The organism is Leptolyngbya sp. FACHB-1624 (genome assembly GCF_047649235.1).
Classification (GTDB): Bacteria; Cyanobacteriota; Cyanobacteriia; order Leptolyngbyales; family Leptolyngbyaceae; genus Leptolyngbya; species Leptolyngbya boryana.
Window position 1 is genome coordinate 1,862,844 of sequence record NZ_CP180258.1, and the last position, 26,792, is coordinate 1,889,635.

Genomic DNA, 26,792 nt, shown 5'->3' on the forward strand with positions numbered 1-26,792 from the left:
CTTTTCTTTGTAGACTCACCAGAACTGTCCGCCCTGTCGCTTCTGGCGGATGATTTCATCGTTAACGGTCGCTCTGACCGCTTCTGACAGGGATTTCGGATCAATGTTGCTGTCGCTGCCAACTGTGACCGGAACGTTGATGATTGTCTGCCCTGAGCTACCCCCTGGTACGATCGTTGCGATTCCCCCAACGTCCCCGCCCATCGCAAAGTTGGCAACGCTGCCGATTCCGTTCGGGAATAACTTGCGGTATGCCATCGCCTCAGTGATGTTCAAGACCTTCTCACCAGGGGTCAATGCCGCCAGAATCGAGTTGGAGCCTTCCCTCTTGAGTGCAGCCGAGATTTCACCGTAGCCACTTCTGAATGAGTTACCGCCGATCGCTGGCACGTCGCCGCCAGATGCAAAGTTCAGAATGGGCGAAGCGATATCGGGAATGCCTGCAAATCCTCCACCAATGCCGCCGAACAGTTTCCCAAACAAACTCGTAAACAGTTTGTTTACTGCCAGTTGCGCGAGGTTCTGAAGCAACGATGAGATCATATCTTTGAACGCATCGCCGACAGATTTAGTACCCTGCCACATCTCAGTCACGAAGCTCTTAAACGGCGGCAAAACATCGTCATTAATAATCTCGCGAGTTTCGTTGAACTGCTGATTGATGCTCGCTAGATTCACAGCGTTAAGCTGCTCTGCTTGATCCGTCAAATCTTTCAGGGTTAGCCAAGAAATCTTGCCCTGCTCATGCAGTTGCTTTAATCCGTCGATCTGATCCTCGAAGCGCAGAGCTTCTTTCAGTGAAGCCTCCTCTCGCTGCAATTCACGGGTGTCACCGCCGATCAGGTTGCCGAAAGAAATCTGACCTTGCAGCAATCCCAGCCGCCCACTGGCTAGAGTATTGCGGCGTTCCCCGCTGGCAGAGATTTGATCGATGCGCTGTTGCTTCTGGCGTTCCTTCTCTGCTTGCTCCTCTAATGCGCTGGCGCGTTCGATGGCGCGTTTCTGCCCCTCATCTAGCCGTTGAAGATTCGCTTCATTGCGTCCGATAATCGCGCTCAGTTCGGCACTGGGAGCGACCGCCGCAAGTTCCTTGGCAGATTTCAAGGTTTCGTTGATGCGCTGCTTCTGGGACTCATACGCCGCATTAATAGAGTTCAGATTTTTGATGTGTTGAATCGCTGGTGAGTCGCCATTTTCGTATTGATTCGCCATCTCGAAAACAGCATCGCCGCCTTCGTTCGTCGCCTTAGTTAGCTTTTCCAGCGACTCAGTAACCTTGTTCGCCCATTCAGCTTTGGGAGCCTCCGACAGGCTTGATTTCAAGCTTTCCAGTGAAGCAATATATTTTTTCTGATTCTCGATCGCTTTGCTGTAATCGATTCCGCCCTCGGCTCCATCCTGAACCTTGGCAGTTCTAGCGGCAATTAGATCAGCAAGGTCATCCTTCGCCTTCTGAATCTGATCCTCTGCGGCGCGGTTCTTCTGGGCGATCTGGGCTTGATTTTGAAGTTGTGACTTGAGTTCAGGATTTCGAGTTTTAGAGATCGCGGATTCGGACTCAGCATCTTCTCGCTGTCGCTGCAATGCCAGGTCACGGTCACGCTCTAACCGCGCACGGTCTGTCGCTTCCTTATCCTTGGCTCTGCGCTTTGCGAGAAGTTCCCGCGCTTCTTTCGCTGCCTCTTGCTCTGCCTGCAAGTCGGTGAGGGCATTGCTGCCTGCTGCTGTTCCCTGTGTCGGGGAATTAATTCGCTTGTAGCCGAGTAGGAACGAAGGGTCAATCGACTGCCCATTCTTCGATGCTCCTAAATGCAAATGTGGACCGGTTCCGTCGCCTGAGCTACCAGTTTTCGCAAGAATCTGTCCAGCCTTAACCTGTTCCCCGACCTTGACTAAATTTTGAGACAAGTGGGCGAAGAATGCCGTTGTGCCGTCCTTGAACGCGACTTCGACTAATCTGCCGTACCCGCCGAATTCGCCGTCCTTGCCCTGAGTGCCACCAGAACGAATTACCTTGCCGTCCATCGGACTAACAACGGGCGTTCCTATGGGTGTTCCCAGGTCAATACCATCGTGAAAACGAATGCCGCCTCTCGTAGGATGCTGACGATTGCCATAACCACTGGTAATGGGGAAATTTCCGATCACCGGATAAATTTTTTCTTGCTGCTGTTGCGGCGGCGCGGCATTGAAATCAACGCCTGAAACGCCTTTCGATGTTTCAGTAGAAATAGATCGAGACGATGTGTTGATGCCGCCAGAAGCCGAGCTATTGTCACTCATAGCGCCGCCTGACTGGGGAGCATTGCCGCTTTGATTGAGATTGCCTAACTTTGCTGCGATCGGTTTGTAACGCTGCAAGACTGACAGCGTATAATCCCGAATACTTGGATAAGACTCGCCGCCATAGCTTTGCGGTGTCGGGTCATCGTATAAGCCTTGCTGCCCTGAGTACCACTCAGACGCGACCTTACGAACTGCAATATCTTCATTCCCACCAGAAGAATTCATCGCTGTTCTAAACATCGTCGCCATCTGATGATTGGCGATCTTTGTTTGCAATTTTGGGTCATTCAGGAACTCATCAGGGGAAACCTCTCGACCTACCGCCGCTTTACTCCATGACGGAAGATTATCAGGCATGATCTGGTACAAGCCAAGTGCGCCGCTCTTGGTGTTTACAGCCCTGTGATCGCCACTGGACTCCTGACCCATGATCGCGTCTCGCAATGCCGCCGCCTTCGAGTCTGGGCGTTCATTCCCGGTCTGCTTAAGGTCTGAACTCATACCTGTGGCGTTCGCCATTGTGCTGACGATGCCCTGCCAAGTTGTCAGCACTGACTTGGAATAGTCCAGAAACTTATTCACGCCTTCAAGCAGGTTCCCAGAGCCATAGAGAACTTCATTGGATTTTCTCAGCCATTCATTCCAGGTCTTGAGGTTCCCTGCAACTTCGCCACAGAATCGAACCACGTCTGCAACAATCTTTCCGAAGTCTGCGATCTGGGCAATCCCCTGTTTGATTGCATCTGGATTCTTTTCAAGATACTGCAGGAGACGTTCAGCCTCGGCAACTAGCGCCTTCATTCCGGTCGTTAGTAACTCATCCAGCGCGGAGCCAAGCAACTTTGCATACTGGGGATTTTCCTTGAGGAAGTCTGCGAACTTAGTCGCCTCGGCATTTAGCGCATCGAACGCTGTTGAGTTCTGAATTTCGGCTAGAGTCTGGGCAAGGAACTTTGCGCTGGCAGTTGTCGCAGGCTGCAATCCCTTGCCAAGATTCTCTTGGAGCTTTTCGATTTGATTCTGCAAATTCGTTGATGCAGCCGCCGCAGTGTTGAGTGCCGCAGGAACAGCACTGCCCATTTCTTTGTTGATTTGCCGTGAAAACTTCGTCAGGGCATCGGCTCCGACCTGCCCTGACTCAACCATCTTGGTAAACTGCTGGACAGAAACGCCCATCGCACGGGCAAAGATTTGGATCGCCGATGGAAGGCTTTCACCGAGTTGCCCACGTAATTCTTCCATCGACACGATATTTTTCCCCGCCATCTGACTGACAGCTAGGAGTGAATTTTTGATTTGTTCGTTAGACAGTCCGAGAGTTCGACCTGCTTCGACGATCGAGTAAAAAATGTTTCTCGTTTCCTGTCCTTCTAGCTGCGTTCCCTTCGTCGATGCTGCCAGACTATTGAATCCAGGAATCAGCGTCGTCAGGCTGTATCCCAGTTGATCAGAAGCATCGCGCAGAAACTTAATGTTCACCACGGCTTCCTGGGAGTTGCCGCTGACATATTTCAATGCAGTCGTCAGTGCTTCGATCTTGTTCGCCTGTCCAACTGAATCCCCAATAAAGCTAAATCCGCCGCCAACCATCCCAGACAAGGATCTAAAGATTTGCTGCCCAACTCCCTGAAAGATGCCGTTAATAATGTTCTGGAGTGCGCCTGTACTGGCTTTGAGAGATTGCTGGATTCCGTTGGAGATACCGTCGCCAATCTTCTTGCCGTGGGATTGATGCTGCGACGAATTCCCAAGGGAATCTTCAACGGCTTTAGATGTTTTTGATCGAGCATTCTTTAGCGAAAACTCAATCCCGATCACAACACTGTCGCCAATCTGCTTGCCTTTGCCGCCGAAATCGCCGCTAAAAGCCAGTTGAATCGACTTATTGATAGACTCTGACTTCTGCTTAGCAATGCGCTCTGATGCCTCGATTTCGGCTTTGAGCTTTGAAGCATCCGCTGTTAGCTCAAGCTCTAATCTGCCAAGGGAATTGTCGGACATGGCTATTCGATGATGTTTTTATAGTTTTGAATAAATGAGCCAAAGAAAATCCCGAAGTGAATTACGCAAAGCATTACAGCAATGCGTTTTTCTTCGGGACTGCCAGTCTCCAGTCTTTCAATCTGGATACTGGCATGAGCGATCGCGTTAAGGATTCCGGGGTCAAGATCTTGCTCTTTCATCAGACGATCCGGATGTTTCCGTTTTGAACATTTTTCAGATAGCCGCCCTGCTCTGACCATTCAGCTTCAAGCTTGCGTGTGAAGTTGCGATTCATCGCTTGAGCTTTGGTGATCTGAGTCGTTCGCTTCGGCGCTGGCGCTGGCTTTGCTGTAGGCGCTGGCTCTGCTTGTTTTGGTGCAAGGAATTCCTGAATTTCGGCAACGTGCTGCACTGCCTTTGAATTATTAACAACGATTCGCCCATCTCTAATTGCCGTCAAAATCTCGGTTCCAGCCGCTCGCATGAATCGGCGATCGTTGAGTTGAGCCTGAGACACATACAGAACATCAGGGGTTGCCGCTGCCCTGGGCGCTGGCGAAGAATCTTGCTGAGTTTGGGAAGGCGCTGTTGATTCTGCATTTGCTGCGTTGCGAGCTGCAAAGTTGAAGAAATGCTCCTCGACTTCAGGAGATTTTCGCTCACGACCCACGTAAAAATCTGCAAGCCGTCCTCCAATCGTGATTTGGTGGTCTTCCGTCAAGACGATTTCACTTTGTCGCGCCCGCTCCCAGAACTCAGGGAATTTCTCTGACTGCCCTCCGTGCCTTGCATAAGCGCGTTCAAGGACGATCTGAGCATATTGCTGAGTTAGCTGCTCGATCTGCTGTTCCGTCGTCAATTCTGTTTGCTCTGACATAAGCCGCGTCTAATAATCTATATCTATATTCTATGAAAAATACTATAAGATAGGCTTATCAGAAGCGATTTCTGTTTCGCTCGGATGAAGCCCAACGTCTACAAAGAAACGACGATACCCAGCAGGCATCGTCGTTTCTTTTTCGGGAAAGGCTTGTATCCTTTTCTTGGTGATAAATTCTCTGAAAAGCCGTGCCTGGGCGACTGGGCGCGGTTTTTTGGTTTGAGCCACTTGCCGGAGCCAGTAAGTGCGGCGCTAACTGCTGCACAAAGCGTTATTGGAATCGCAATAACGCTTGCCCTAACTAGGTTTCAGGGTGCTGCACCAGTGCAGCGCTAACCCGCTTCTCTCCATCCGAATCGCCGCAAAAGTTTGATGATGCTTGGAAGATGTCCATCCTCAGTCGCTTTGCGAAAATCACTCTTGCTGCCAGTTTGCTCGTGTCCTAGCGCGATCGCATTCTCAATTTCTGTCGCAAGCTGGCAGCCTAAAAATTCGTAGACCTGCTCACGGGAAACCCCTTGCGATGCCAACAGTCGAGCTTTGCGAAGATCGTCTTGCGTCGGGGCGGGGAGCGAGGCTAGGTAGTCGTGCAGTGAATAATCGCAGCGGTGAACCTGAACATCGCTATCAAGAAGCCAGAACTTCAAATCGGAGCGCTCAAAGCCAAAAACTTGAACTTCCTCGTCCGAGATCTTAATCAAGACTGAATACTCAACCCAAAAATTCAGTGGGTCGTAATTTTCGATGAAGCTTGGCAAATTATCCAGGACTCTCCAGCGGATGTTTTCGGGAAAACTCTGAAGCCATTGCTGGATTTCTGGGCGTTGAAGCCAAGCTGAGATGTGGGAGTGGAGTGGGTTCACGATTCAGTATCCTCCGTCTTGGGTAGTGCTTAGGGTTGTCATTAATTAGCACCATCCTTTCTGGAATACTCCTTGTCTCGTTCTGTTAGATTTCCCTCTTTGTCTAGATATCCCAGGCTTTTAAGGGCATCTGTCAGCAGTGCGTTCACTACATAGTTGTCACTGCGATCGTCCTTGGTTGCGATTCTCGCGATCGCTTCCAAGCAGTTCTCATCAAGACGATACGACACCTTCTTTTTAGCCATTACCAACAGTTCGTTCATTTTTCGCTCCTACTCATTAAACATTACATCTCCCATCCTAATCCACTTGTCCCACATTGTCGGACAAGTTGACTTATAACTTTCAAGGGTTTCAATAAGAAAATTTGTCCGACATTTACACACAATGTCGGACAACGTGCGCTACATTAAATATGTGAGCGAGGCGAATAGGTTGCTGGGTGAACCGAAACCCAGGCAGAGACTACATAGCTGTGAGAAACGAAACGCTTCACTCTCCTGAGTTTGGATATTTCAATGACCTATTTCGACGGCATTTTTTATTACTGCATCGAATCTGATACGGGGTTTTGCCGTGTTGAGGATCGATGGGATCGACTCGAAGTTTGCACCGAGGATTCATTGCAAGAGGCTCTTGCTGTGACTGGCTCCAGCTTCGATGATTTGATGCCTGCTTAGAGATTTCAGAGATTGCCTTTGCTTATTCCGCAAAGCGATCCTCTGGATTCTTCCAGTACTCACTCAACTCATTTCAGGAGGCATTCAAATGCTCACTCTATTAATTGGTTTGTCGCTTGGAGCTTACCTCTCGCGCAGAATCACATTTCATGTTGACGACTTCGATCAAGCATCTACAACACTCGACTACAAAACGATTTGGGAAAACATAGTTGCATTCTTTGCGGCAATCGGCTTCGTCTGCAACTGGGGGATTTCAACTGGGCGCAAAACTCGGAACTACTTCAACAACGTGCTTTCGCCTTGGCTAGAAGGATTCGGAATCAACATCAAGATTCCAGCTCTGCAACTTCCTACGATGCCCACAACGGCGCAACTCGATTAGCCAAATCAAAAGGCGCGATGCCTTCCACAGCAAAATCGCGCCTAGCTCAACAACCGTCAAATCATTGAGGTAACTCTATTATGCTGAAAAGCTTTCTACTTCTGGCTGTGCTTGGAGCTTGCGCCTTTATCTACCTAAGTCCCGCGAAGTCGCAAACCAAGCAGGCTCCACAAGATCGTCCGCCGATCACGAGCCTTGACGCGAAGCGTTAAATCTCTCAACTGGCTCTGACTCAAGGTTGGAGCCATTTTTTTTGTTCATATCAATAACAGGAAAGCATCATGGCTTCAACAATGACTGAACTGCAGAAAATCAACCGAAACTATCAGGCAATTCGTGAAACTCTCTGCGTTAATCCCGGCAACCGCTTTACCGAGTTCATTAATCCCAAAGGTCAAATCATCCGGCTACCCTCGGTGGTTCGCGATTTTGACCTGAGCTTTGAAGATTATCCGCAACACAACGACTCGACAGTAGTAATTGAGCGTGGCGATCGAGTCTACGCAGTAGGCTCACTGGCAAAATCTCTGAAAGGTAAAGCTGCATTCGACAAAGGCAAGATCGCAATGATGGCTGACTTGGTTTTTGCGGCACTGGAGCCAAATCAAGGCATGGATATCCTGCGGATCGAAAACCTCATGATTGCAGTACCAGATGCGCGAAACGATGAAGCAATCAAAGCTGTGAAGTCTCTCGAAGGCACTCACGACTATAAGCGCAATGGCAAGGATTTAATCGTCACAATTGCCAAAGCGACAGCGATCGAGGAAACAGCAGCGGCTTATCGCTATGGCATCCGAAACGGTTTGTATCAATGGACGGGCGCAATCAACGGCGTAATTGATTTTGGCGGCGGCACAAGTTCAGGACGGCTCTACGCTCCAGATGGAACACCAATCCGAGAAGCATCAATCACCCTTCCAGGAACAAACGCGCTAGGACATAGCATCCAAGCAAGGCTTCTGAAAGCTACCGGACAATCAGCAGGCATCGGCTCAATTCTGGACGGGATTGAAAACGGAACCTATACGACTGGGTGTAACGGTGTAAGTTTTGCGGCTCATTTCGATGGATGTGTTGAGGAATGGTTAGACAATATTCGCAGCACTGCGCGAGGGCAATGGGCGGCATACTTCGCTGATTTGGGCGAGGTTTTGCTAGTTGGCGGTTCTGCTCCACTAGCGACCGAGATTGAGCGATCGACAAGCGGACGTTTCAAGATTGCAGAAAACCCGCAAGACATCACGATCAAAGGGATGTCTTTATGAGCCAAAAGAAAAACAGTGTTCAGCTAAGCGCTACCGCAATTGCAAGACTTCAAAAGTTAGTTGACTCAGGCGAGTACTGCTCAATTGATGACGCTGCTAATCATGTCTTGATGACTGCTCTAGGCAGTACCAACTGCGTAGCGACTGATTCTGGACTCAAAAACATGAGTACTCACCAGTACTCACCAGTACTCACGAAAAACGAACCTGAACCAATACCGAATGAGGCGAGTACTGGCAACGCAAAGGCTAACCCTTCCAGTAAACCGCCTCCATTTGCAGGACTTTGACACGCAAAAGCCGATCACTTTGCCCTAGGAAAGTTCAGTGATCGGCTCCACTCCCACAACTACAAAATCATCGGAGCTTTTTCATTATGAAGCCTGACCTGAGTTATTACTCTCAATCACTTGCAGATGCCCTTGCCCCGACCTTCGGCGACAGGCTAGAACAACTTTTCTACATTGAGAAGGTTCAGTTAGTCGGAGCGATCGGAATGTGGATTTCATTCCGCATTGACGGAGAAATCGACGACGCAAGTTTTGGTGATTACGTTGAAGAGTTCACGCTAATCAATCCATCTTTCGATGCTTGGGACATTGCAACAATTCACACGAATTTTAGAGTTCCAGATGACGCAATGCCTTTACTCAAAGCGCTTGTGGCTCAACTTGATCAGCGTATCTGGATGGAGCAAGAGTCATGAGCAACTATCACCGTGATGACGGCTCGATGATGAGCGGAATTTTCGTATTTGGCTGTGTCCTGCTTGCTTTCATTTCTGGCTATTGGGTACGCGACCAGGGCGTTCGATTCAAGATTGATGTTCCCGCGATCGAGCAACGGAGGGCGAAATGACTTTGCACAAACAACTCTACAAAGGCTCTCGAAACCTGGGTATCGGGTTACTGCTATTTTCTGCTGTCATTGGTGGCACTCAGCTATTCATCAAAGCAGGTAAGCAGCACCAAACCGACCTACGAACCTCTGAGATTGAGCAGCGCGCCCAAATTGCAGAGAAGCAAGCCGATGCACAAAACCGAGAGGCTACTGCATTTCAGAAAGCAGATCAGTTGAACATTCATCGCCTGATTATCAACGATGTCGGACGAGAGCAAATCAAGCCAGGGCTTCCATTTTGGAAAACGCAACCGACTCAAACTCGACTGATTTTCGACAAGTTCGAGCGCTGTGCAGGGATCTGGAAGGATCGCAAATTCACACCAGATACAACCGTTTGCAATAACCCTGATCACCCATTACTCAAATAGGAGCAACACTCATGGCACTTCGGAATGCTCAAAACAACTCAACTCAGCCCAAAGCCACTGGGTCAGATTCAACTCAGCCCAAGCCGAATCACAACACTGAACCGACTGCTGATGAGGTATTCGGTTCGATGGCTGATTCGATCTCGTGGTTCTTCTCCCGTCCAGCCGCCCTTTACAAATGGTGTACGGCTCCAAAGGGAGGGCAGAGAATCTTTCTCGGTTCAATGGCGATCTACTTCTGGTTATGCTCTGCCGAGTCTTATTGGCAAGCACTCGCTATCGGTAATTACTTCTCTAAGACGGGCAAGTTTGATGGCTCATACATTGCTGAAACTCACCCGTCATTCATGCCGAAGCCGTTCAGCCCTAACAATGGCAGTATTCAAAATATTGGCATTGCATTCGCTGATCCAAACTTCTACGTGACGGGCATTATCTCGATCGTCATTCTGGGAGTTCAAGCCAACTTGCAGCGCGGTAAAAAGTCTGTTGCCAAGGCAAGGCAGGACTATGAATCGGTGAAGAACTTCCGAGTGGGTGACGTTCCAAAAGAAGCGATCGACGTGGTGAAGATTGAGGCGAAAGCCTACAAGGAAGCAGGCACAGCTAAGCACAAGAAGATTGCGGGTACTGTCCGAGCTTCCTATGTTGTGGACATTGCATCAGCCGTCGCACCGCTTTATCGGTTCATGTTCCTTAGTCCTAGCGCGTTCGTCACTTGTGCAATTTGGACTTACATCAATGTGTTTGTCGCAGAAAAGTTTGTGGCACTGTGGCAAGCCAACGAGGACATCGTGAAGGCTGAGGGAGAGTCGAAGCGATTCCCCAAAGTACTGAACTTTAGAAAACCTTCTGCCAACAAATCTGAATCTGCATAGATACGACAAAGGGGAGCCATCACACTCCCCTTTTTTCCATTCAAGTTCCCCGGTGAGGTAAATCAAATGGCTCTAGACAAGTTTAATCCTCAATTAATGCACGATGATCAGCTTCTCCCTGCAACCTTGCTGGAGATGGGCGACACGCTCAACTTCATCGAAACCCGTAAACATACCCTACGCAATGAGATCAAGACATCCAAGATTGATGCTGGAGTGGGCAAGGTTTCAGGGCTTACAGGAATTGCAGGAGGGAGCGCGCTACTCATCCTCAGCAATCCATTAGGCTCTCTTGTTGTCGCGGGTGGCGCGGTTGCTTATTCAATGGCTGTATTCGCTCAATGGCTACAGACTGGCAAGCTGCAACTGATGCCACTGTCCAGCAAGACCCAAGCAGAGCGCGATATTGAGTTATCCGGTTCGACCGAAACTGGAAACGCTTACGATGTCGCTGCAATTCAAGGGCAGCGAGATTCGATTCGAGAGGATGCTGCCTACTTGAGCGATCGCGAAAAGATTGAGTATGAATTGCTCCACTTCTCACCAGAAGGCTTGCTATCGGCAATGAACCATGTTCACCCGACACAACGATGGGCTTGCTATCAGTTCCTCATTGATGCTTTTCTTGCGGGTACGATTCAGAGCTACTTTGCGAATCCTCAAGCATTGCGAGATGTTCTAGGCAATCCGCAAATCTATACAAGCCATCTACCAGAAGCGTCGAAGCGATTCCCTCAGTACGGATTACAAAGCGCAGGTGCAATCGTAGGGGATGAAGCGAGAGCATCATTCCAACCCCCGCAGATTGGCTCCAGTACCCGCTTAAACGCGGTAGAGGTGCAATCATCGCCAATGATTCAAAGTGTCGCTTCTGTGGCTCAAAAACAGGCATCAGAGGACATTGCGAAATCTCTCGCTGAACATCTGCAATCGACTTTGATCGTCGGTCAACCAGGGGCGGGTAAAGGACTCACAATCGCGTATGCAACTCGCTGGATTAAACAGTTACACCCTGATTGCCAGATTTGGGCGATTGATCCTAAATCAGACCCATCAGAGGTCGATTACTGGAAATCATGCGATCGATTACTGCAATGTCCTATTCGTCCATTTACGCCTGCTGAGGACATGGAAGCTATCCAAGACGCAATCGATAACTTCATTGCAGAGTTTCAAAACTTGCATGCACCAATGAAGCTTCTGATTTTCGATGAAGCCTTGGCGGTGAAGGAAAAGACCGGGCAGTGGTTCAAGGGACTGATGGCAGGATTCAACGCGCTGTCTTCGATGGGACGGAGTTCTAAACAATATGGATGGTTGGTTTCTCAATCACCTAACACTAGCGACTTTGGCATCAGTGGCGGAACTCGCAATGTTTACAGACGGGTGTTGTTATTAGCGAAATCGAATCAAGGTTTGATTGCCAATCGCTCGACTTTCTTCTCTGGTGAACCGACTCAATCCCAATTGAACGAAACCGGACGAGTGTACTTTGACTCGATTACAAATTCGTGGGGAATCACTCCGGTTTATCACGATTTAGTTCGAGATGTTCCTGCTAAATCAGAACCCAAAATAGAGCCAAAATCTCGCAGGATTTCGCTCGAATCTTTAATGCAATCGACTGAAGCCGAACACCCAGTTGAGCAGTTCTATCATGGTGACTCAATGCCATCTGATGACACGGAATCTGACTCATCAGAACTCGCAATCAGAACAGAAATCAAGCGATTCTTACTGGCGAATGGTGAAGGATCTAAACCTCGTGATTTGTCCGCTAGAGCGAGAAAGCCTGTTAAGGGAATGTCTACCGATGACATCAAGCTTTATCTGGATGTAATGACGCTCGAAAGTGAAATCTACGAGATTGACGGAACCTTCTTTGCTAACAGTTAGCAGCCTCCTGTATCACTGTATCGGCTGTATCGAAACGCCCTGTATCGGCACTGTATCGACGAAGATACAGGCGATACAGCCGATACGATACAGCGATACAGTCGATACGATACAGAATCCGATACAGACGATACAGAATTAGATCTCGCTACAATCAAGCTATCAAGTTATCAGGAGAAATCCCAAAATGCACACCAAATTCAAACAGAAGCTAATTGCTCAAGGATGGCGATTCAAACGTTTTGCGAAAGGCTCACATCAGCTTTGGAGCCATCCAGAACGAGGCATTGTTTCGATCAGCGTTAACGCTGCAAGAGGACAAATCTCAAAAGCAATCGAAGCAAAATTATTTGGGTTTTGAACTATGAAGAAAGACGATGATCAGCTTGTACTAATCGAGACAAAACCGGAAGAACCAAGCGTTCTAAGACCGGGACAAAAGTTGAAGCGCTGGCGCGACAAAAAACCTCGCTGCGTAGCGAAGAAAGATTGAATAATGTGTGAATTCCCGAACAAGATACTCGGATGTTTTGAGGTGAAATTTATGTGGATTAAAGACGATGAAAGTTTCGGAAATTATCAACATTCTTGCAGACAAGAGCTTTCAAAATATTGAACTTTGCAGGGACGGAATCCTGGCTTCAACAGGGTTAGATTGCGGCGCATATGGAATCACAATCCAACCTGAAGCGGAACTACTGCGAATCACTCTCTGGGAGGCATGGAGCGGAAGCGCGATCTCTGATCGCCTCTACCAGGATTTGAATCAGGCGATCGCAGAATTAATGCTCTGTGCGGCGATCGATTTGGCGATCGAGAGCGAAGAACTTTCAATGATTTCGGAGCGCTGAATGATTTATTTGTTAGAAAGCAAAAGACAGGCGGCTTTGAAGATCGGCATCACAAACAATATCGATCGACGGCTCCAGCAGTTGCGGACTTCCTGCCCGGACTGGGAATGCTTGAGGATCGTTGATTTGGGGTCGCTAGCAACCGAGGGAAGAATCGAAGCGAAAATCATTGAAACATTTAAGTTCTACTCGATCGGCGGCGAATTATTTAGGTACTCGCTCCGGTTGTTAGGTGATATTGGACGACTTCTGACTTCTTATGAGCAGGGCGAGGTTTGAAGTAAAGCCGTCTACCCCTGGACGGTACGAAATGTTTCGCAGTGTTCAGGGGTAGACGGCTTGATCCAAAATCAAACTCAAAAGATTTTTTTTTGAGTTGTTGTTACTCCTCACGGAAAAGTCCGTAAGTTTATCTCAGTGAGCTAACTAATCACTATGAGCAACAAGAAAACAACAACAGCACGGCATGATGGTGGGTCGCCCGTGACCCTATCAAAAGCAGACATGGAACTGATCGACGGAATGTTTCCCGAACTGAAGAAGCGTTCCGAAAAGGTAAGACTCGCAATCGGTCTAGCAAAACAATTCATTGATCAAAATTCTGATCGGATCAGCATTATTGTTCTTTAGCGCTAGACTCGAAACAATCATGGCGCGATGCTGTGAAAAATATTTACCTTACCTTACCCGTCTGGATGAGTGAGCGCGATGCCGCCAACGGGAGCCGACCAACATATCGGCAAGGGCGATTCTGAGGAATTGCCCATTGAAAAACCCGCCTTAGCTAGAAATTTCCAGAGACAGCTAAGAGCGGGTTGAGAAAAAACTTTCGTAACACACATGAATACTAACTCAACTCTAGCGCAAGAGCAAGGTTCCTTTGACATTCGGAACTTCCTCGATCGACTCAATCCAGTAAAAGGCAAGAAAGATCGCTACTACTGCCCAGTCTGCAATGGCAACAATCTCACAATCAATCCCAACACTGGCGCGTATCAGTGTTGGAATAGCTGCGAGAATCACGACATCCGCGAAGCAATTGCCCCCTGGAAGGACAAACAGCAAGAAGCTAAACCAGTTCGCCCCAAAGCAAGCCGCGCATGGACGTATACGGACGTTGATGGTAAGCCGTCGATCCGCACACGCCGCGTTGATGACGGCGAAGGTGGGCGGAAGATCTGGCAAGAGTATCTCGTTAATGGACAGTGGGTTGCTGGCAGCAAGCTTAATGATGATGCCAAGGAACCACTCAAGAAAGCACTCGCCCTGTATCGCCATCAAGAAATCAAAGCGGCGATCGCAGAAGGTAAGACAATCTACTTCGTTGAAGGTGAAGTCTGCGCTGATGCAATGTGGAAGCTAGGACTTCCGGCAACAACTTCGATCGGCGGAAGTGCATCGCTCGACAAGTACGGCGACTACTCCGAGTTACTTAAAGGCGCATCGCTAGTAATCTGCCCAGACCGCGATCAAACAGGCGTTAAGTACGCTGAAGCGGTCGAAGCAATGTATCCGGGTGCTAAGTGGCTCTATGCCTTCCCTGAGTCGCCTTTGTGGAAAGCGCTGCCGAAAGACAAGGGCTTGGACGTTGCGGACTGGATTGAGTCTGGCGCATCCGTTGAACAGATTGTTGGCGCGGTTGAGGAAAAGCGGAATCTCGGTAGTAAGGCGAAAGCGCAAACAGCTACGGAGGTGCTGTCGATCGAACAGGTTCAAGCCGAAGTTAATGATCTGTGCGAGCAATCCCTGTCGAAATCCGATCTGACTGTAAAAATCCTATCCCTGGCAGAGCGAAGCGGACGGCAAGCAAACCATGTTTGGTCGCTTTACTATGCCTGCGAAGAGGACGCTAGTAAGGCTGAAGAAGTCAGTAACGTCAACGAACTTCTAGAACTACAACAGTCCACTCTCAAAGCAAAAGACATCTTGCACCCGGTATTGGCGGAACTTATCGAAAAAACAGCGAGAGCAATGCCAACATCTGGAGCGTGGTTGTTGTCTACTCTGTTCCCGGCACTAGGCAGCATGATGGGTAAGGGTCAGAGATTAGTCATCAATCCAGACTCGAAATATGTTGTTAGCCCGATTTTCTGGGTCGTGATTATCGCCAAATCGGGACGCAAAAAGACTCCCACGCAGAGCGCGATCATCAACCCCCTCTTTGAGATGCAGTTGAAGGCAAACAAGAAATTCGCCAAGGAAAAAGAGGCGTACCAAAAGGCTTGTAAACAAGCAGCAAAGGGTGGATCGGATGAAGAGATCACACTTCCGGTGAAAGAACGATTCGTGGTTACCGGAGCAACTCCTGAAGGATTAAAAAGAGCGATCTCCGAAAGCCCAAACCTACTGCGCTATACTGACGAACTCAAAGGAATGTTCTCCTTCGATCAGTACAAAAAGAGCGGTTCTGAAGAAGAGTTCTACCTGAGCCTCTTTAACGGAAAGCCCGATTTTGAGGAACGCGCAGACGCTGATCGATGTACAGCGACTGACTACTCCTGCGTCGGAATTACTGGATCGATCCAATGGGGGGTTCTTGAAAGGCTTCAAGCAAAACGCGGATTCAATGACGAAAACGGGCTGATGTCGCGATTCTTATTCTGCTGCGAGGATGCCCCGCTAGGCTACATCACACGAGGAAATGGAGACAATCCCGTTCAACAGCTAGAGATCGTCCTGGAGGATTTGTATGGTGCGTTGCGCGACATGAAAGAACAAGATTACCTCTTGTCTGATCAGGCATGGGATTTATGGGAAGCCTGGCAACATCACCTAACCAAACTTATCAACGAAGAAGTCCACGAGGGACTAGAGCTTGTCTATCCGAAGATCGAGACCTACACGGCACGATTCGCGCTGCTGCTACACGTCGTCAATGCAACACTTGACAGCAAAAGACCCGCCCCTGTTGTTTCTGCTGAAACTATGCAAAAAGCAATCCTGCTTGGTCAGTACTATCTAACCCAAGCGAAGATTGTTTACGGCACAAACGACCCTGAATCCGAACAAGACAAACTACTGACGAAAATCCTTGAACTTGGACGCAAAAAAGGCACTCTTACCGCTCGTGAGGCATCACAAGGAGTTAGAGCGCTTCGGGATCAGAAATACACCCCCGCACAAATCCGCGAACTGTTTACAAGACTTGTGGAGATGGGTCACGGAACGATCGAGGGAGATGGCGGCAGAATGAAGTGGGTTTATGCAGCACAAAAGGCTGAAGCGCCAAAATCCACTAAAGAGACGAAGCCAGAGATCAAAGAAGCGGAGCATCCATACAGGCGGATTATCGAAAAGTGGGTGATAGACGCAGGGCTGACGGTGGACGAAGCCAGGGAACTGCGCCGGAAGCTTTTTGGTGAAAAGTGGAAGCGATGGAAACAATACACTCCAGATCAGATGGAGCAACTGAAGAAAGCAATTGTGGAGGCAGGAAGCCAGAAGAGAAGCCAGAGCGCAACGCAAGAAGAAGGGCAGGTTTCTGGTGGATACACCCTTTCACCTGAGCAACTGGCGGAGATTAGGGCTGAAGCGGCGCTTCACGACAGAATCCTTCCGGCAGTAATTGAAACGTACCGACAGGAGTGTAGAGAGTCCGGCAAGAAGCCTGGAAAAATTGATTATCACAGATCGATTGTGAGAAATGGGTTCGTTCAGCTTGCAGCCGATGGGGTCAACGTGCAGCAAGTGACATATCGTTACTTTGAGCATCCTTGCAGAGGAGTCGAGGTCGCTTCAATGACTGATAGTGATTGGAAAGACTTAAAATCACTAAACGAGGAGCTTTTCCCTACCTCGCCGGAGTTGAAAAAAGCCAGAGAAGGAACGCTGGAAGAGTACAAGGAATTCCAAATTGGAGATCGTGTTGAGGTTACGATCGAAAAACTCCCATCGGGACAAGAACCCTTAATCAACAAGGACAAAATCGGCGCGATAGGCAAGGTTACTGGATTTGAACCTGGCAATCAATGGTTCCCTGAATGGCTAAGCATCGTCGTCACGATGCAGGACGGCTCAACAGAACGCTATACGGAGTTCTACCTGAAAAAGCTTGAGGTGACAGCATGAGCGCACCTTTACCAGCAGAACTCAAGGAATTTATGCGGAAACTCGCTAGAGAAGCCGTCAGAGAAGTGATGATCGAAATGCTCGGAGGAGTTCAACCAAACACACCTGATCAATGGATAGATCTTGAAGACGCATGGGAGAAGCTTGGCTACCCAAGCTACAGCGCTCTCTACAAAACAGTTCAGTCTGGGCTATTCCGAGAAGGCAAAGAGGTACGCGATCGCAGAAAACCAGGTGCAAAGAACGCAAAATGGCAGATCAACATTGAACTTGCCAATAAGCGATTAATGCAAGCAGGCGAGAAGCGTTCTAGACGCTAATTCAGGGGACGATCGGCGGTTTTGGTCGATCGTCCTTCGCCATGATTCGACGGGCGGTTTCCTGGTTCTGCTTAAGGCTGATATGCCTGTGGTAGCGCTTCAAATGAATATCTGGGCTATGTCCCATCAAAGCAGCAGCAGTCGTCGGTTGGAAGCCAAAATTGACGGCTCTGATTCCATAGGCGTGACGTAGTGCATAGGGTGTAAACGGAATTTTGTATCGACGGAATTGCCGCGCTACCCGATCACCTAATTCCCCTTGTTCATAAATAAGATCGGCATCCTGAATTTTTGGTCGCTGGACATTTCTCAAATCAAACTCGTTAATCCATTCAGGGTAGAGTGCTTCAAAAACAAGTCTCTGCCCTGTTTTCCCTTTGAGGACAAACAAACCATCGTCGCGCCATTCACAGAAGAACGCTTCATGATCTCGCAGTCCAAACGCAGCCATTGCACCATAGATCCACTTCCAGCCAGGACTGCGGATACTGCGCCAATAACGAACGATATCCTCGTCAGAAGGGATTTCACGGGGCTTAACCTTTGACGAGCCGTAAGAGCCTCTGTACTGCCGTAGATCGGCTTCCAGTCCAATATAGTCAGCCAGTTTTTGAAGTTTATTGCAGGTTTCGAGGCGAACGCGGGAATCACGCTCGGTCCTGAAGACGAGTCTCAACATTGCGTCAAGATTCAAAGGCTTATCTTGGTCCAACCTTCTGTAGATTTCTTGATAGTCGGTCTTCCATGTCTTCTCAGACAGCGAATGAGTCTCGAAATAATGTCTCTTGAATTCATCGACCCACGATCGCGCAGTGCGATTCTCTGGCAAACGATCGCTGTTAATATATTGGCTCCAGTCAAATTCTTTTGATATCAGGCGAGAACTCAACAACCTCGCTTCATTCTCTGCTCGCTTAAATCCCGCCTCAGTTGCGGGTAGACGCAGGGAGATCTTCTGTTGATAGGGTTTTGGGCGTTCACTACCAGGCTTAGGCGGCAACGTTGCTTGTAACCAGAGCGTGTTCTCACGAAGGTAGACCCGCGCCTTGCAACGACTCTCCTTCAGCCGTTGATTCACGGCTTCGAGCGTGTATTCGAGTTTCGCAGACATAATTCCCTAAAACTGTAGACAGAGATGTGAAATCCTACAATTCTTGCATAGCAAGGATTTCAACCGTGTAGACACAAACTGTAGACAAACTGTAGTCAGGTGTAGACGCATTTATGTCTACACCTGAAACATCCACACAGCAACGGATACAGCCTCTAAAACACAAACTGTAGACACTGTAGACACTTTCTATAAGAGATATTTCAGAATATCAGGTAGGCAAGAGAGGCTTAAACAGAGGTTCTTAAAATCGTGCTTAAATCTCTGGAAAATTTGGACGATTCTAGGACATTTCAGGGATTGCCTAGGATTGCATTGAAAAAGCCCTAGCTGTTTAGGACTAGGGCTTTATCGGTATGGGTCGCCCGGGATTCGAACCCGAGACCAGTCGGTTAAAAGCCGAATGCTCTACCGCTGAGCTAGCGACCCGCTTGTTGCTCAACCTTAGCTAGAATAGCACATTGTTTTAAGATTTCAATCAAAAAGATCGACTTTTTTGAAATGCAAAATTTTACGGGCAGCGAGAAGTCGGAGTTTGGTCAAACTCCGACTTTGATGCGATCGCTAATTCACTTGGGGAACGCCATTACCGGAACGGGCATGTTCTCGCTCTAGCGATGCGATGCCGACCTCTGGGGCGCGGAGTTCCTCTTCACGAATAGTCGGCTCTTTGGTGTAGACCGAACTCAGCAGAATGTTAATCACTCCACTGTCTTCGGCTTGCCGAATCGCCTTGTGAGTAATAATTTCACCCACATTCAAAATCACATTGTCTTGCGCATCTAAAATCACGCGATTGACAGGACGACCTAAAGCCTGTTCAACTCGATTGCGATGAATCGCTTTCTGACTGCGCCCTTGATACTCTGCAAATTTTTCTTTGGTGTTATTCCAAAGCGTTCTGAGATTTTCACCTGCGATCGCAGCTTCTTGCTGAAATTGACTGGTCGCCAACGATGCCTCTCGCTGAAATTGGTGTTTTGCTAAGGTCAAAGATTGGTTCGTATTGCCGCGTAGAGCTTCTGTTGGCTGCAATCCTACTGCATCGAGAAGCGTGATTTCTTGCCCTGCGGCGGTCGCTCTTTGAATCACAATGTCTGTGACGATTTGCCCCGGAGCGACGATGATTGCACCCGTGTCGGAGCGAATCATGCGATCGGCACGTCGCCCTTTCGCTTGCTCAAGTCCCAATCGCGCTGTGAAACTTGAGAGGCTTTCATTCGCTCTCTGACTAAGGCTCTGAAACCCGGTGTTGACACGATCGCTAATCTCTTGAAATCCTGTACCGACGCGCTCATTCACATCCTGAAATCGACGATTGAAATCAGGGGTCAAACTGCCACCCGTCGCCCGATAAAGGTCGTCTAAGGCATCCGCGAGACGAGCATGTTCTGCAATGTCGATCGTAATCACCTGATCTTTCGCAACGAGCAATTGTCCTTGATCTGTAAAAACGTCTCGATCGACGGTTTTGCCAATGATGTAGGCGAATTGTTCATCTGGATCAATGAAGCGATCGCGCAATCCGTGCGTTGCAGATTGCAGTCTCAAATGAGCTGCTTCTGAGCCTTGTTGAATTTGTTGATTTGCTGCTTGCGCGGCTGCTTGAATTCTTTGTCCTGCAAGTTCAGACGATTCTTGCACGCGAGTCGATGCAGTTTGCATTGCGCCTCGAATTCCACCGACTTGCTCTTCCATTAATGCCGCAGTTTCAGGCGGAACAAACGTCACATCTTCGCCGATCCGCAGCGTTTGGGGAGCAGGAATAAATGATCGACCAGAATAAGCATCCGCAAAAATCCCACCCGAGGCTTCATATCCCTCGATCGCACCAGTTTGCTCATCAAAGAAGAAATCGACAACCGAACCAAGGAACTGCCCATCGGTTGTGACAATTCGCGTGCCTTTGAGAATAATATTGCGATCGAGAACTCGATAAATCTGCTCACTATGTTTTGCAGAAATAATGTCATCTCGACTTGAAATAATTAAAGTATCCGTTCCAATCGCTCGGATTGCTCCCAACTCGATCACTTTTGCGGAGTGAAATAATCCCGCTTCTTCTACCAATACACCTAACAAGCGATTCGTTTCTTGATCAAAAACTAGATCGTGAACCCGTGCCACTCGCTTTCCTGTATCAAAAGCGATAATGCTTTTATTTAGAATGTCGCTACCTTTTCTCATGATTTCCTTTTAAATTTCAGAAGGTTCTTCCGTCTGGCTAATCATGGGAGAGGGAGTCGTGCGCCCAAAACCTGGCACGACATTGATATAGCCAAAATATTCGAGTGAAACTGCCGCCGCCGCCGCAAGAATTGCAATCAACGTGAGCGCTGGAGTTGGATTTGAACGTTTCCCAATAAGACGTGGCATTGTTATAGTTTGAAAGATGAGCTACTAAATAAAAAAGCAAGCTTTAAGCCGATTAATTCAGATACTCTTAGTGTATTTTCTGATTGATTTCTTGCCGTCAATCGACTGATATAAATCATTAGAAAGATGCACTCTATCTAGAAGTAGAGATTGAATAGAGTAAAGTTTTTTTACTGGCTTAGAGTTTGATTCCCTTGATTTAGAAAAGGAGAAGGGAGGCTTCAAGGCTTGTTCCGACCACATTTATCTCAATAAAAAAAGGAGGGATCGCCGAACAATTCAGCGGTCGCTCCTTTCATCACAAAATTCTCACTAAACGGTCGTAATATCTTTTTCTTTCTCTGCTAAAACCTTATCGACTTCAGCAATATATTTGTCCGTCAGCTTTTGAATCTTATCTTGAGTATCACGGGCTTGATCTTCAGAGATTTCTTTTTCTTTCTCCTGTTTCTTCACCGTATCGACTCCATCGCGGCGGATATTGCGAATTGAGACTTTGCCTGCCTCTGCATATTTTGCCGCTAGCTTCACCAATTCCTTGCGTCGATCGCTCGTCAAAGGTGGGATATTCAATCGAATGGATTGACCATCATTATTCGGAGTCAACCCAATATCTGAGAGCGAAATCGCCTTCTCGATCGCATTCATACTGCTGCGATCGTACGGCTGAATTTGAATCGTCGTCGCATCGGGAGTCGAAATATTGGCCAACTGCTTGAGCGGCGTTTCCGATCCGTAGTACTCGACCGTAATCTTATCCAGCAGGCTTGAATTCGCGCGACCGGTGCGGATTGTATTAAAATCGCGACGCACCGCATCGATCGCCTTTTTCATATGGTCTTCTACATCAGCAAACTTCACAAAAACCTCCGACAATCGTTCCGATAGATTCTCCTGCGACCGCCCGCTTGATGTTGCCCCGCACAGACAGGTCAAAGACAATGATAGGAATATCGTTATCTTTGCACAACGCGATCGCGGTACTGTCCATCACCTTTAGATCCTGTTGCAAAACATGCGAATAAGTCAAACTCTTAAACCGCTTCGCGTCTGGATTCTTTTTCGGGTCAGAATCGTACACCCCATCTACCTTTGTAGCTTTAAACAGCACTTCTGCATTAATCTCTGCGGCTCTCAGTGATGCAGTAGTATCCGTCGTAAAGAACGGATTTCCTGATCCGGCTCCAAAAACCACGACTCTTCCTTTTTCCAAATGTCGAATCGCGCGGCGACGGATATACGGTTCCGCGACTTCTTGCATCGCGATCGCAGTCTGCACACGGGTTGGAATGCCAATTCGTTCTAACGCATCTTGCAGCGTCATTGCATTCATTACCGTTGCAATCATTCCGATATAGTCTGCGGTGGCGCGCTCCATCCCGGCTGCTGCACCCATCATGCCTCGAAAAATATTTCCACCGCCGACCACGATCGCAACTTCAATGCCTTCGTTTACGAGTTCTGCCACTTCCTCAGCGATACCATGAACTACGGCAGGATCAACCCCATATGAAAGCTCTCCCATTAGAGCTTCCCCGCTAAGCTTCAGCAGAATCCGCCGATACGTGACTCCCATGTATTTATTTTTTGTCGTAGTTGTGTCCAACTAAAGATAGCAGTTGATCGGAATTTTGTGATCCCTTTGTCAATCTTTAACTCGATCGAGAATTCACGCAAACTCGTCTGCCTTGCCATAGAATAAGTACCTGTTCTTTCCAGGCTAGGGTTTATGTCTGTCCTGTCATCTGCGCCGTTCTCCGCTGCCGAAATTGCATCTGAAGGGATTCAGCCCGAAGAGTATGAAGAGATTGTGCGTCGGCTCGGTCGCCATCCAAATAAAGCTGAACTGGGAATGTTCGGGGTGATGTGGTCGGAGCATTGTTGCTATAAAAATTCGCGTCCATTGTTGAAGCAGTTTCCGACGGAAGGAGCACGAGTTTTAGTCGGCCCCGGTGAGAATGCAGGAGTCGTTGATTTGGGCGACGGGTTGCAGTTGGCATTTAAGATTGAGTCGCATAATCACCCATCGGCAGTCGAACCTTTTCAAGGCGCAGCAACCGGGGTAGGCGGGATTCTGCGAGATATTTTTACGATGGGGGCACGCCCGATCGCGCTTTTAAATTCGTTGAGATTTGGATCGTTAGAGGATGCTCGCACACGTCGGATTGTCAATGGTGTCGTCGCTGGGATCTCCCATTACGGGAATTGCGTCGGGGTTCCGACGGTCGGCGGAGAAGTCTACTTCGATCGAGCTTATTCAGGAAATCCCTTAGTCAACGTGATGGCATTGGGATTGATGGAAACGACTGAGATCGTCAAATCAGGTGCGAAGGGTTTGGGAAATCCAGTTTTATATGTGGGATCGACGACCGGACGCGATGGCATGGGTGGAGCAAGCTTTGCGAGTGCCGAGTTGAGTGATGAATCGATGGACGATCGACCCGCTGTGCAAGTTGGAGATCCGTTCTTAGAGAAGTCTTTGATTGAAGCTTGCCTAGAAGCATTTAAAACAGGTGCAGTCGTTGCGGCTCAAGATATGGGAGCCGCAGGAATTACCTGTTCAACTTCCGAAATGGCGGCAAAAGGGGGAGTGGGCATCGAATTGGATCTCGATTTGATCCCAGTTCGAGAAACCGGAATGGTTCCGTATGAGTATTTACTTTCTGAATCGCAAGAGCGAATGCTGTTTGTTGCAGAGAAAGGAAGAGAACAAGAACTGATTGATATTTTCGAGAAGTGGGGACTACATGCAGTTGTCGCGGGGAAAGTGATCGAAGAATCGATCGTCAGAATTCTCTTCCAAGGTGAAATTGCTGCCGAAATTCCCGCAACCGCTCTTGCCGACAATACGCCGATTTACCATCGCGAATTGCTCAGCGAACCGCCTGAATATGCTCAAAAAGCTTGGGCTTGGACAGTTGAGAGTTTGCCGGATGCTACAACTCAAGGCATTCTGGGTCACAGTTGGAATGAGGTTTTGGGAAAAGTTCTGAAGTCACCAACGATCGCTTCTAAACAGTGGGTCTATCGCCAATACGATCACCAAGTTCAAAACAATACTGTTTTACTTCCCGGTGGTGCAGATGCCGCAGTCGTCAGAGTTCGACCGTTAGCAGATTCCACGTCCTCATCGGTGACACCGAATCCGGCTGCACTCACGAAGGGCGTTGCAGCAACCGTTGATTGCAATCCTCGCTATGTTTACTTGCATCCTTATGAAGGTGCAAAAGCGGCAGTTGCAGAAGCAGCGAGAAATCTGAGTTGTGTCGGTGCAGATCCGATCGCAATTACCGACAACTTAAATTTTGGTAGTCCAGAAAAGCCGATCGGATATTGGCAACTGGCAGAAGCGTGTCGCGGATTGTCCGAAGCCTGCCGAGAATTTGAAACTCCCGTCACTGGCGGCAACGTTTCGCTATACAACGAGACCCTCGATTCTCAGGGCAACCCCGAGCCAATTTATCCGACTCCAGTTGTGGGAATGGTCGGATTTATTCCCAACCTCGATCGCATTGCTGGACAAAGCTGGAAACAAAATGGCGATGTCATTTACCTACTCGGTTCCGATGCGTTGACGTTGGGTGGATCAGAATATTTAGCGATCGTGCATCAAACCATTGCTGGAAAGCCCCCGATCGTGGATTTTGATTTAGAGCGAAAAGTGCAAGCCGTTGTGAGATCAGGAATTCGCAGTGGATTAATTCAATCCGCACATGACTGTGCAGAAGGAGGAATCGCGATCGCACTTGCTGAATCGTGCTTTGGCAATCAACTTGGAGCCACGATCGACCTTGCCGCAACCGACGCGCGGCTGGATCAAGTCTTATTCGGAGAAGGGGGAGCGAGAATCTTAGTTTCGGTTCAAGCTGACTCGGTTGCAGAATGGGAAGTGGTTCTTCAGAAAGAAGTCGGCGACCATTGGCGAAAACTAGGAACTGTAGGTGGGGATTCCTTGAAAATATCGATCGCCCAAAACCTAGTTATCGACGCTAGGATCTCAGAACTATTCGCAGAATGGTCAAGTGCGATCGAGAACGGACTTGACCCTAACGAATAGTCCGAACCGTTGTGTGAGATATTTAAGACAATGTTAAGGATTGGGAAAATTCTTAGCGTTCCGATTGCTGTCTAACTACGCAAAACCAAGCCTATGTTGCCTGATGACACGTTTTCTGTAGATCCTGCTGAGCAACGTCCCGACAAACCGGAAGAAGCTTGCGGGGTGTTTGGGGTTTTTGCTCCAGGCGAGCCTGTCGCAAATCTTGCCTATTTTGGGCTGTTTGCGCTACAGCATCGCGGTCAGGAATCTGCCGGAATTGCTACGTTTGAGGAAGGAGATGTAATTCATCTCCACAAGGATATGGGGTTGGTTTCGCAAGTCTTTAATGAAACCAAACTCAAGGATTTGCCAGGATATTTAGCGATCGGGCATACACGCTATTCGACAACGGGATCGAGTCGCGTGGTTAATGCTCAGCCTGCACTCGCAAAATCGCGATTGGGAACGCTAGCATTAGCGCACAATGGAAATTTAGTGAATACCAGCGAACTCAGAGCCGAGCTAGCTGAGACGAATCATGACTTCATCACCACAACCGACTCCGAAGCGATTGCATTAGCGATCGCTGAAGAAGTGAATCGAGGCAACGATTGGGTGAAGGGAGCGATCAATGCGTTCAAACGCTGTCAAGGTGCATTTAGTTTAGCGATCGGGACTCCAGACGGCATGATTGGCACTCGTGATCCCAATGGGGTGCGCCCGCTAGTGTTAGGAACATTGGCACAAGAATCTCACGATCAGCCCTTGCGATATGTGCTGGCTTCAGAAACTTGCGGACTCGATATTATTGGAGCCGATTACGTTCGAGATGTTCAACCCGGTGAACTGGTCTGGATTACCGAAAATGGCATTGAGTCGATTATGTGGGCAGAACAGCCTGTGCGCAAGTTGTGCATTTTTGAAATGATCTACTTTGCGCGTCCCGATAGTGTGATGCACGATGAAACTTTGTATAGCTATCGGTTGCGGATCGGGCGGCAATTAGCAGCAGAATCGAATGTTGATGCTGACATTGTGATTGCTGTGCCGGATTCGGGCGTTCCTGCTGCGATCGGGTTTTCTCAAACGTCTGGAATTCCTTATGCAGAAGGTTTGATCAAAAATCGCTATGTTGGTCGGACTTTCATTCAACCGACTCAAGGGATGCGAGAAGCCGGAATTCGCATGAAGCTCAATCCGCTCAAAGATGTGCTTGCTGGAAAGCGGGTGATCATTGTCGATGATTCGATCGTGCGCGGAACCACCAGCCGCAAGATTGTGAGAACCTTGCGCGATGCAGGAGCGATCGAGGTACATATGCGGATTTCTTCGCCGCCTGTGACGCATCCTTGCTTCTATGGCATTGATACTGACAGTCAGGATCATCTGATTGCAGCAACAAAATCGATCGAGGAAATTGCGAAGCAGATCGAAGTCGATTCATTGCAGTATCTCAGTTGGGAAGGGATGTTAACTGCAACCCGCGAGAACCCGGAGGAATTCTGTTCAGCGTGTTTTACCGGAGACTATCCGATCGCGATTCCGGAGACGATTAAGCGATCGAAGTTGATGCTGGAAAAAGCTGCAAAATAAAGCAACCTACTCTGAGGTTTGTGCAACCTCAGAGTAGTTAAAAT

General features: G+C 48.5%; 26 protein-coding genes and 1 tRNA gene. 15 read left to right on the forward strand and 12 right to left on the reverse strand.

Annotation, left to right across the window (positions count from 1 at the left end; genetic code table 11):
• Positions 1 to 15 precede the first annotated feature (15 nt).
• From ACMUEV_RS08660 to ACMUEV_RS08685, 6 genes are all read right to left on the reverse strand, one after another.
• Positions 16 to 4,287 carry a tape measure protein gene (locus tag ACMUEV_RS08660; RefSeq protein ID WP_415354755.1) on the reverse strand — a complete coding sequence of 1,424 codons (4,272 nt, stop codon included), beginning with the start codon at positions 4,285 to 4,287 and terminating at the stop codon, positions 16 to 18.
• 2 nt (positions 4,288 to 4,289) lie between these two features.
• Positions 4,290 to 4,469, reverse strand: coding sequence for a hypothetical protein (locus tag ACMUEV_RS08665; protein ID WP_190651129.1), 180 nt, complete (start codon positions 4,467 to 4,469; stop codon positions 4,290 to 4,292).
• Positions 4,469 to 5,146 carry a hypothetical protein gene (locus ACMUEV_RS08670; protein ID WP_190651131.1) on the reverse strand — a complete coding sequence of 226 codons (678 nt, stop codon included), beginning with the start codon at positions 5,144 to 5,146 and terminating at the stop codon, positions 4,469 to 4,471. Before ACMUEV_RS08670 ends, ACMUEV_RS08665 begins: the two co-directional genes overlap by 1 nt.
• A gap of 42 nt (positions 5,147 to 5,188) precedes the next feature.
• Positions 5,189 to 5,377, reverse strand: a complete 189-nt coding sequence (locus ACMUEV_RS08675; RefSeq protein WP_190651133.1) for a hypothetical protein — start codon at positions 5,375 to 5,377, stop codon at positions 5,189 to 5,191.
• 104 nt (positions 5,378 to 5,481) lie between these two features.
• Positions 5,482 to 6,012 (reverse strand): hypothetical protein, encoded by a 531-nt coding sequence (locus tag ACMUEV_RS08680; protein ID WP_190651135.1) that lies wholly within the window; start codon positions 6,010 to 6,012, stop codon positions 5,482 to 5,484.
• A gap of 41 nt (positions 6,013 to 6,053) precedes the next feature.
• Positions 6,054 to 6,275, reverse strand: a complete 222-nt coding sequence (locus tag ACMUEV_RS08685; protein WP_190651138.1) for a hypothetical protein — start codon at positions 6,273 to 6,275, stop codon at positions 6,054 to 6,056.
• Between the two features lie 505 nt (positions 6,276 to 6,780).
• Between ACMUEV_RS08685 and ACMUEV_RS08690 the strand changes: the two genes are divergently transcribed.
• The 13 genes from ACMUEV_RS08690 to ACMUEV_RS08750 all read left to right on the forward strand — a co-directional run bounded on the left by ACMUEV_RS08690 (position 6,781) and on the right by ACMUEV_RS08750 (position 17,629).
• A complete protein-coding gene (locus ACMUEV_RS08690) occupies positions 6,781 to 7,077 on the forward strand; it encodes a hypothetical protein (protein WP_190651140.1) in 297 nt (98 codons plus the stop codon).
• A 281-nt stretch (positions 7,078 to 7,358) separates the two neighbouring features.
• Positions 7,359 to 8,345, forward strand: a complete 987-nt coding sequence (locus ACMUEV_RS08695; protein WP_190651142.1) for a ParM/StbA family protein — start codon at positions 7,359 to 7,361, stop codon at positions 8,343 to 8,345.
• 376 nt (positions 8,346 to 8,721) lie between these two features.
• Positions 8,722 to 9,051: a hypothetical protein gene (locus tag ACMUEV_RS08700; protein ID WP_190651144.1), complete on the forward strand. Its 330-nt coding sequence runs from the start codon at positions 8,722 to 8,724 to the stop codon at positions 9,049 to 9,051.
• Positions 9,048 to 9,203, forward strand: a complete 156-nt coding sequence (locus ACMUEV_RS08705) for a hypothetical protein (RefSeq protein WP_190651145.1) — start codon at positions 9,048 to 9,050, stop codon at positions 9,201 to 9,203. Before ACMUEV_RS08700 ends, ACMUEV_RS08705 begins: the two co-directional genes overlap by 4 nt.
• Entirely contained in the window at positions 9,200 to 9,616 is a 417-nt protein-coding gene (locus tag ACMUEV_RS08710; protein ID WP_190651147.1) for a hypothetical protein, read from the forward strand. The genes ACMUEV_RS08705 and ACMUEV_RS08710 overlap by 4 nt, the downstream gene beginning before the upstream one ends.
• Before the next feature lie 11 nt (positions 9,617 to 9,627).
• A complete protein-coding gene (locus tag ACMUEV_RS08715; RefSeq protein ID WP_190651149.1) occupies positions 9,628 to 10,494 on the forward strand; it encodes a hypothetical protein in 867 nt (288 codons plus the stop codon).
• A 66-nt stretch (positions 10,495 to 10,560) separates the two neighbouring features.
• On the forward strand, positions 10,561 to 12,390 hold the full coding sequence (locus tag ACMUEV_RS08720; RefSeq protein ID WP_190651151.1) for a hypothetical protein: 1,830 nt from the start codon (positions 10,561 to 10,563) through the stop codon (positions 12,388 to 12,390).
• Between the two features lie 187 nt (positions 12,391 to 12,577).
• Entirely contained in the window at positions 12,578 to 12,751 is a 174-nt protein-coding gene (locus ACMUEV_RS08725; protein ID WP_017291252.1) for a hypothetical protein, read from the forward strand.
• Between the two features lie 199 nt (positions 12,752 to 12,950).
• Complete coding sequence (locus ACMUEV_RS08730; protein ID WP_017291250.1) at positions 12,951 to 13,241, forward strand: hypothetical protein; 291 nt, start codon at positions 12,951 to 12,953, stop codon at positions 13,239 to 13,241.
• Entirely contained in the window at positions 13,242 to 13,520 is a 279-nt protein-coding gene (locus ACMUEV_RS08735) for a GIY-YIG nuclease family protein (protein WP_017291249.1), read from the forward strand.
• Between the two features lie 156 nt (positions 13,521 to 13,676).
• Positions 13,677 to 13,871 (forward strand): hypothetical protein, encoded by a 195-nt coding sequence (locus tag ACMUEV_RS08740; RefSeq protein ID WP_190651153.1) that lies wholly within the window; start codon positions 13,677 to 13,679, stop codon positions 13,869 to 13,871.
• Between the two features lie 210 nt (positions 13,872 to 14,081).
• Positions 14,082 to 17,309: a DUF3987 domain-containing protein gene (locus tag ACMUEV_RS08745; RefSeq protein ID WP_190651156.1), complete on the forward strand. Its 3,228-nt coding sequence runs from the start codon at positions 14,082 to 14,084 to the stop codon at positions 17,307 to 17,309.
• A complete protein-coding gene (locus ACMUEV_RS08750) occupies positions 17,306 to 17,629 on the forward strand; it encodes a hypothetical protein (protein WP_190651158.1) in 324 nt (107 codons plus the stop codon). Before ACMUEV_RS08745 ends, ACMUEV_RS08750 begins: the two co-directional genes overlap by 4 nt.
• 1 nt (position 17,630) lies before the next feature.
• Here the strand turns inward: ACMUEV_RS08750 and ACMUEV_RS08755 are convergent, their stop codons facing one another.
• The 6 genes from ACMUEV_RS08755 to pyrH form a co-directional block, all read right to left on the reverse strand.
• Positions 17,631 to 18,740: a hypothetical protein gene (locus ACMUEV_RS08755; RefSeq protein ID WP_190651160.1), complete on the reverse strand. Its 1,110-nt coding sequence runs from the start codon at positions 18,738 to 18,740 to the stop codon at positions 17,631 to 17,633.
• Positions 18,741 to 19,097: 357 nt separating this feature from the next.
• Positions 19,098 to 19,169, reverse strand: a tRNA-Lys gene (locus ACMUEV_RS08760).
• A 135-nt stretch (positions 19,170 to 19,304) separates the two neighbouring features.
• Positions 19,305 to 20,927 (reverse strand): PRC-barrel domain-containing protein, encoded by a 1,623-nt coding sequence (locus tag ACMUEV_RS08765; protein ID WP_190651169.1) that lies wholly within the window; start codon positions 20,925 to 20,927, stop codon positions 19,305 to 19,307.
• A gap of 9 nt (positions 20,928 to 20,936) precedes the next feature.
• Positions 20,937 to 21,116: a hypothetical protein gene (locus ACMUEV_RS08770; RefSeq protein ID WP_190651171.1), complete on the reverse strand. Its 180-nt coding sequence runs from the start codon at positions 21,114 to 21,116 to the stop codon at positions 20,937 to 20,939.
• A 312-nt stretch (positions 21,117 to 21,428) separates the two neighbouring features.
• Entirely contained in the window at positions 21,429 to 21,950 is a 522-nt protein-coding gene (gene frr / locus ACMUEV_RS08775) for a ribosome recycling factor (RefSeq protein WP_206753990.1), read from the reverse strand.
• A gap of 13 nt (positions 21,951 to 21,963) precedes the next feature.
• The gene (gene pyrH, locus ACMUEV_RS08780) at positions 21,964 to 22,692 is read right to left on the reverse strand and encodes a UMP kinase (protein ID WP_017289493.1); all 729 of its coding nucleotides are present in this window, start codon (positions 22,690 to 22,692) and stop codon (positions 21,964 to 21,966) included.
• 153 nt (positions 22,693 to 22,845) lie between these two features.
• On the opposite strand from pyrH, the gene purL reads away from it, so the two are divergent.
• Both purL and purF read left to right on the forward strand, forming a co-directional pair.
• Positions 22,846 to 25,173: a phosphoribosylformylglycinamidine synthase subunit PurL gene (gene purL, locus ACMUEV_RS08785; protein ID WP_190651174.1), complete on the forward strand. Its 2,328-nt coding sequence runs from the start codon at positions 22,846 to 22,848 to the stop codon at positions 25,171 to 25,173.
• A 93-nt stretch (positions 25,174 to 25,266) separates the two neighbouring features.
• On the forward strand, positions 25,267 to 26,748 hold the full coding sequence (gene purF / locus ACMUEV_RS08790; RefSeq protein WP_190651177.1) for an amidophosphoribosyltransferase: 1,482 nt from the start codon (positions 25,267 to 25,269) through the stop codon (positions 26,746 to 26,748).
• Positions 26,749 to 26,792 lie beyond the last annotated feature (44 nt).

Bases quoted from the DNA above. Each gene is read 5' to 3' on its own strand.
- ACMUEV_RS08660 (WP_415354755.1), bottom strand. From the start codon at position 4,287: ATGTCCGACAATTCCCTTGGCAGATTAGAGCTTGAGCTAACAGCGGAT.
- ACMUEV_RS08665 (WP_190651129.1), bottom strand. From the start codon at position 4,469: ATGAAAGAGCAAGATCTTGACCCCGGAATCCTTAACGCGATCGCTCAT.
- ACMUEV_RS08670 (WP_190651131.1), bottom strand. From the start codon at position 5,146: ATGTCAGAGCAAACAGAATTGACGACGGAACAGCAGATCGAGCAGCTA.
- ACMUEV_RS08685 (WP_190651138.1), bottom strand. From the start codon at position 6,275: ATGAACGAACTGTTGGTAATGGCTAAAAAGAAGGTGTCGTATCGTCTT.
- ACMUEV_RS08690 (WP_190651140.1), top strand. From the start codon at position 6,781: ATGCTCACTCTATTAATTGGTTTGTCGCTTGGAGCTTACCTCTCGCGC.
- ACMUEV_RS08695 (WP_190651142.1), top strand. From the start codon at position 7,359: ATGGCTTCAACAATGACTGAACTGCAGAAAATCAACCGAAACTATCAG.
- ACMUEV_RS08700 (WP_190651144.1), top strand. From the start codon at position 8,722: ATGAAGCCTGACCTGAGTTATTACTCTCAATCACTTGCAGATGCCCTT.
- ACMUEV_RS08705 (WP_190651145.1), top strand. From the start codon at position 9,048: ATGAGCAACTATCACCGTGATGACGGCTCGATGATGAGCGGAATTTTC.
- ACMUEV_RS08710 (WP_190651147.1), top strand. From the start codon at position 9,200: ATGACTTTGCACAAACAACTCTACAAAGGCTCTCGAAACCTGGGTATC.
- ACMUEV_RS08715 (WP_190651149.1), top strand. From the start codon at position 9,628: ATGGCACTTCGGAATGCTCAAAACAACTCAACTCAGCCCAAAGCCACT.
- ACMUEV_RS08720 (WP_190651151.1), top strand. From the start codon at position 10,561: ATGGCTCTAGACAAGTTTAATCCTCAATTAATGCACGATGATCAGCTT.
- ACMUEV_RS08725 (WP_017291252.1), top strand. From the start codon at position 12,578: ATGCACACCAAATTCAAACAGAAGCTAATTGCTCAAGGATGGCGATTC.
- ACMUEV_RS08730 (WP_017291250.1), top strand. From the start codon at position 12,951: ATGAAAGTTTCGGAAATTATCAACATTCTTGCAGACAAGAGCTTTCAA.
- ACMUEV_RS08735 (WP_017291249.1), top strand. From the start codon at position 13,242: ATGATTTATTTGTTAGAAAGCAAAAGACAGGCGGCTTTGAAGATCGGC.
- ACMUEV_RS08740 (WP_190651153.1), top strand. From the start codon at position 13,677: ATGAGCAACAAGAAAACAACAACAGCACGGCATGATGGTGGGTCGCCC.
- ACMUEV_RS08745 (WP_190651156.1), top strand. From the start codon at position 14,082: ATGAATACTAACTCAACTCTAGCGCAAGAGCAAGGTTCCTTTGACATT.
- ACMUEV_RS08750 (WP_190651158.1), top strand. From the start codon at position 17,306: ATGAGCGCACCTTTACCAGCAGAACTCAAGGAATTTATGCGGAAACTC.
- ACMUEV_RS08755 (WP_190651160.1), bottom strand. From the start codon at position 18,740: ATGTCTGCGAAACTCGAATACACGCTCGAAGCCGTGAATCAACGGCTG.
- ACMUEV_RS08765 (WP_190651169.1), bottom strand. From the start codon at position 20,927: ATGAGAAAAGGTAGCGACATTCTAAATAAAAGCATTATCGCTTTTGAT.
- ACMUEV_RS08770 (WP_190651171.1), bottom strand. From the start codon at position 21,116: ATGCCACGTCTTATTGGGAAACGTTCAAATCCAACTCCAGCGCTCACG.
- frr (WP_206753990.1), bottom strand. From the start codon at position 21,950: ATGAAAAAGGCGATCGATGCGGTGCGTCGCGATTTTAATACAATCCGC.
- pyrH (WP_017289493.1), bottom strand. From the start codon at position 22,692: ATGGGAGTCACGTATCGGCGGATTCTGCTGAAGCTTAGCGGGGAAGCT.
- purL (WP_190651174.1), top strand. From the start codon at position 22,846: ATGTCTGTCCTGTCATCTGCGCCGTTCTCCGCTGCCGAAATTGCATCT.
- purF (WP_190651177.1), top strand. From the start codon at position 25,267: ATGTTGCCTGATGACACGTTTTCTGTAGATCCTGCTGAGCAACGTCCC.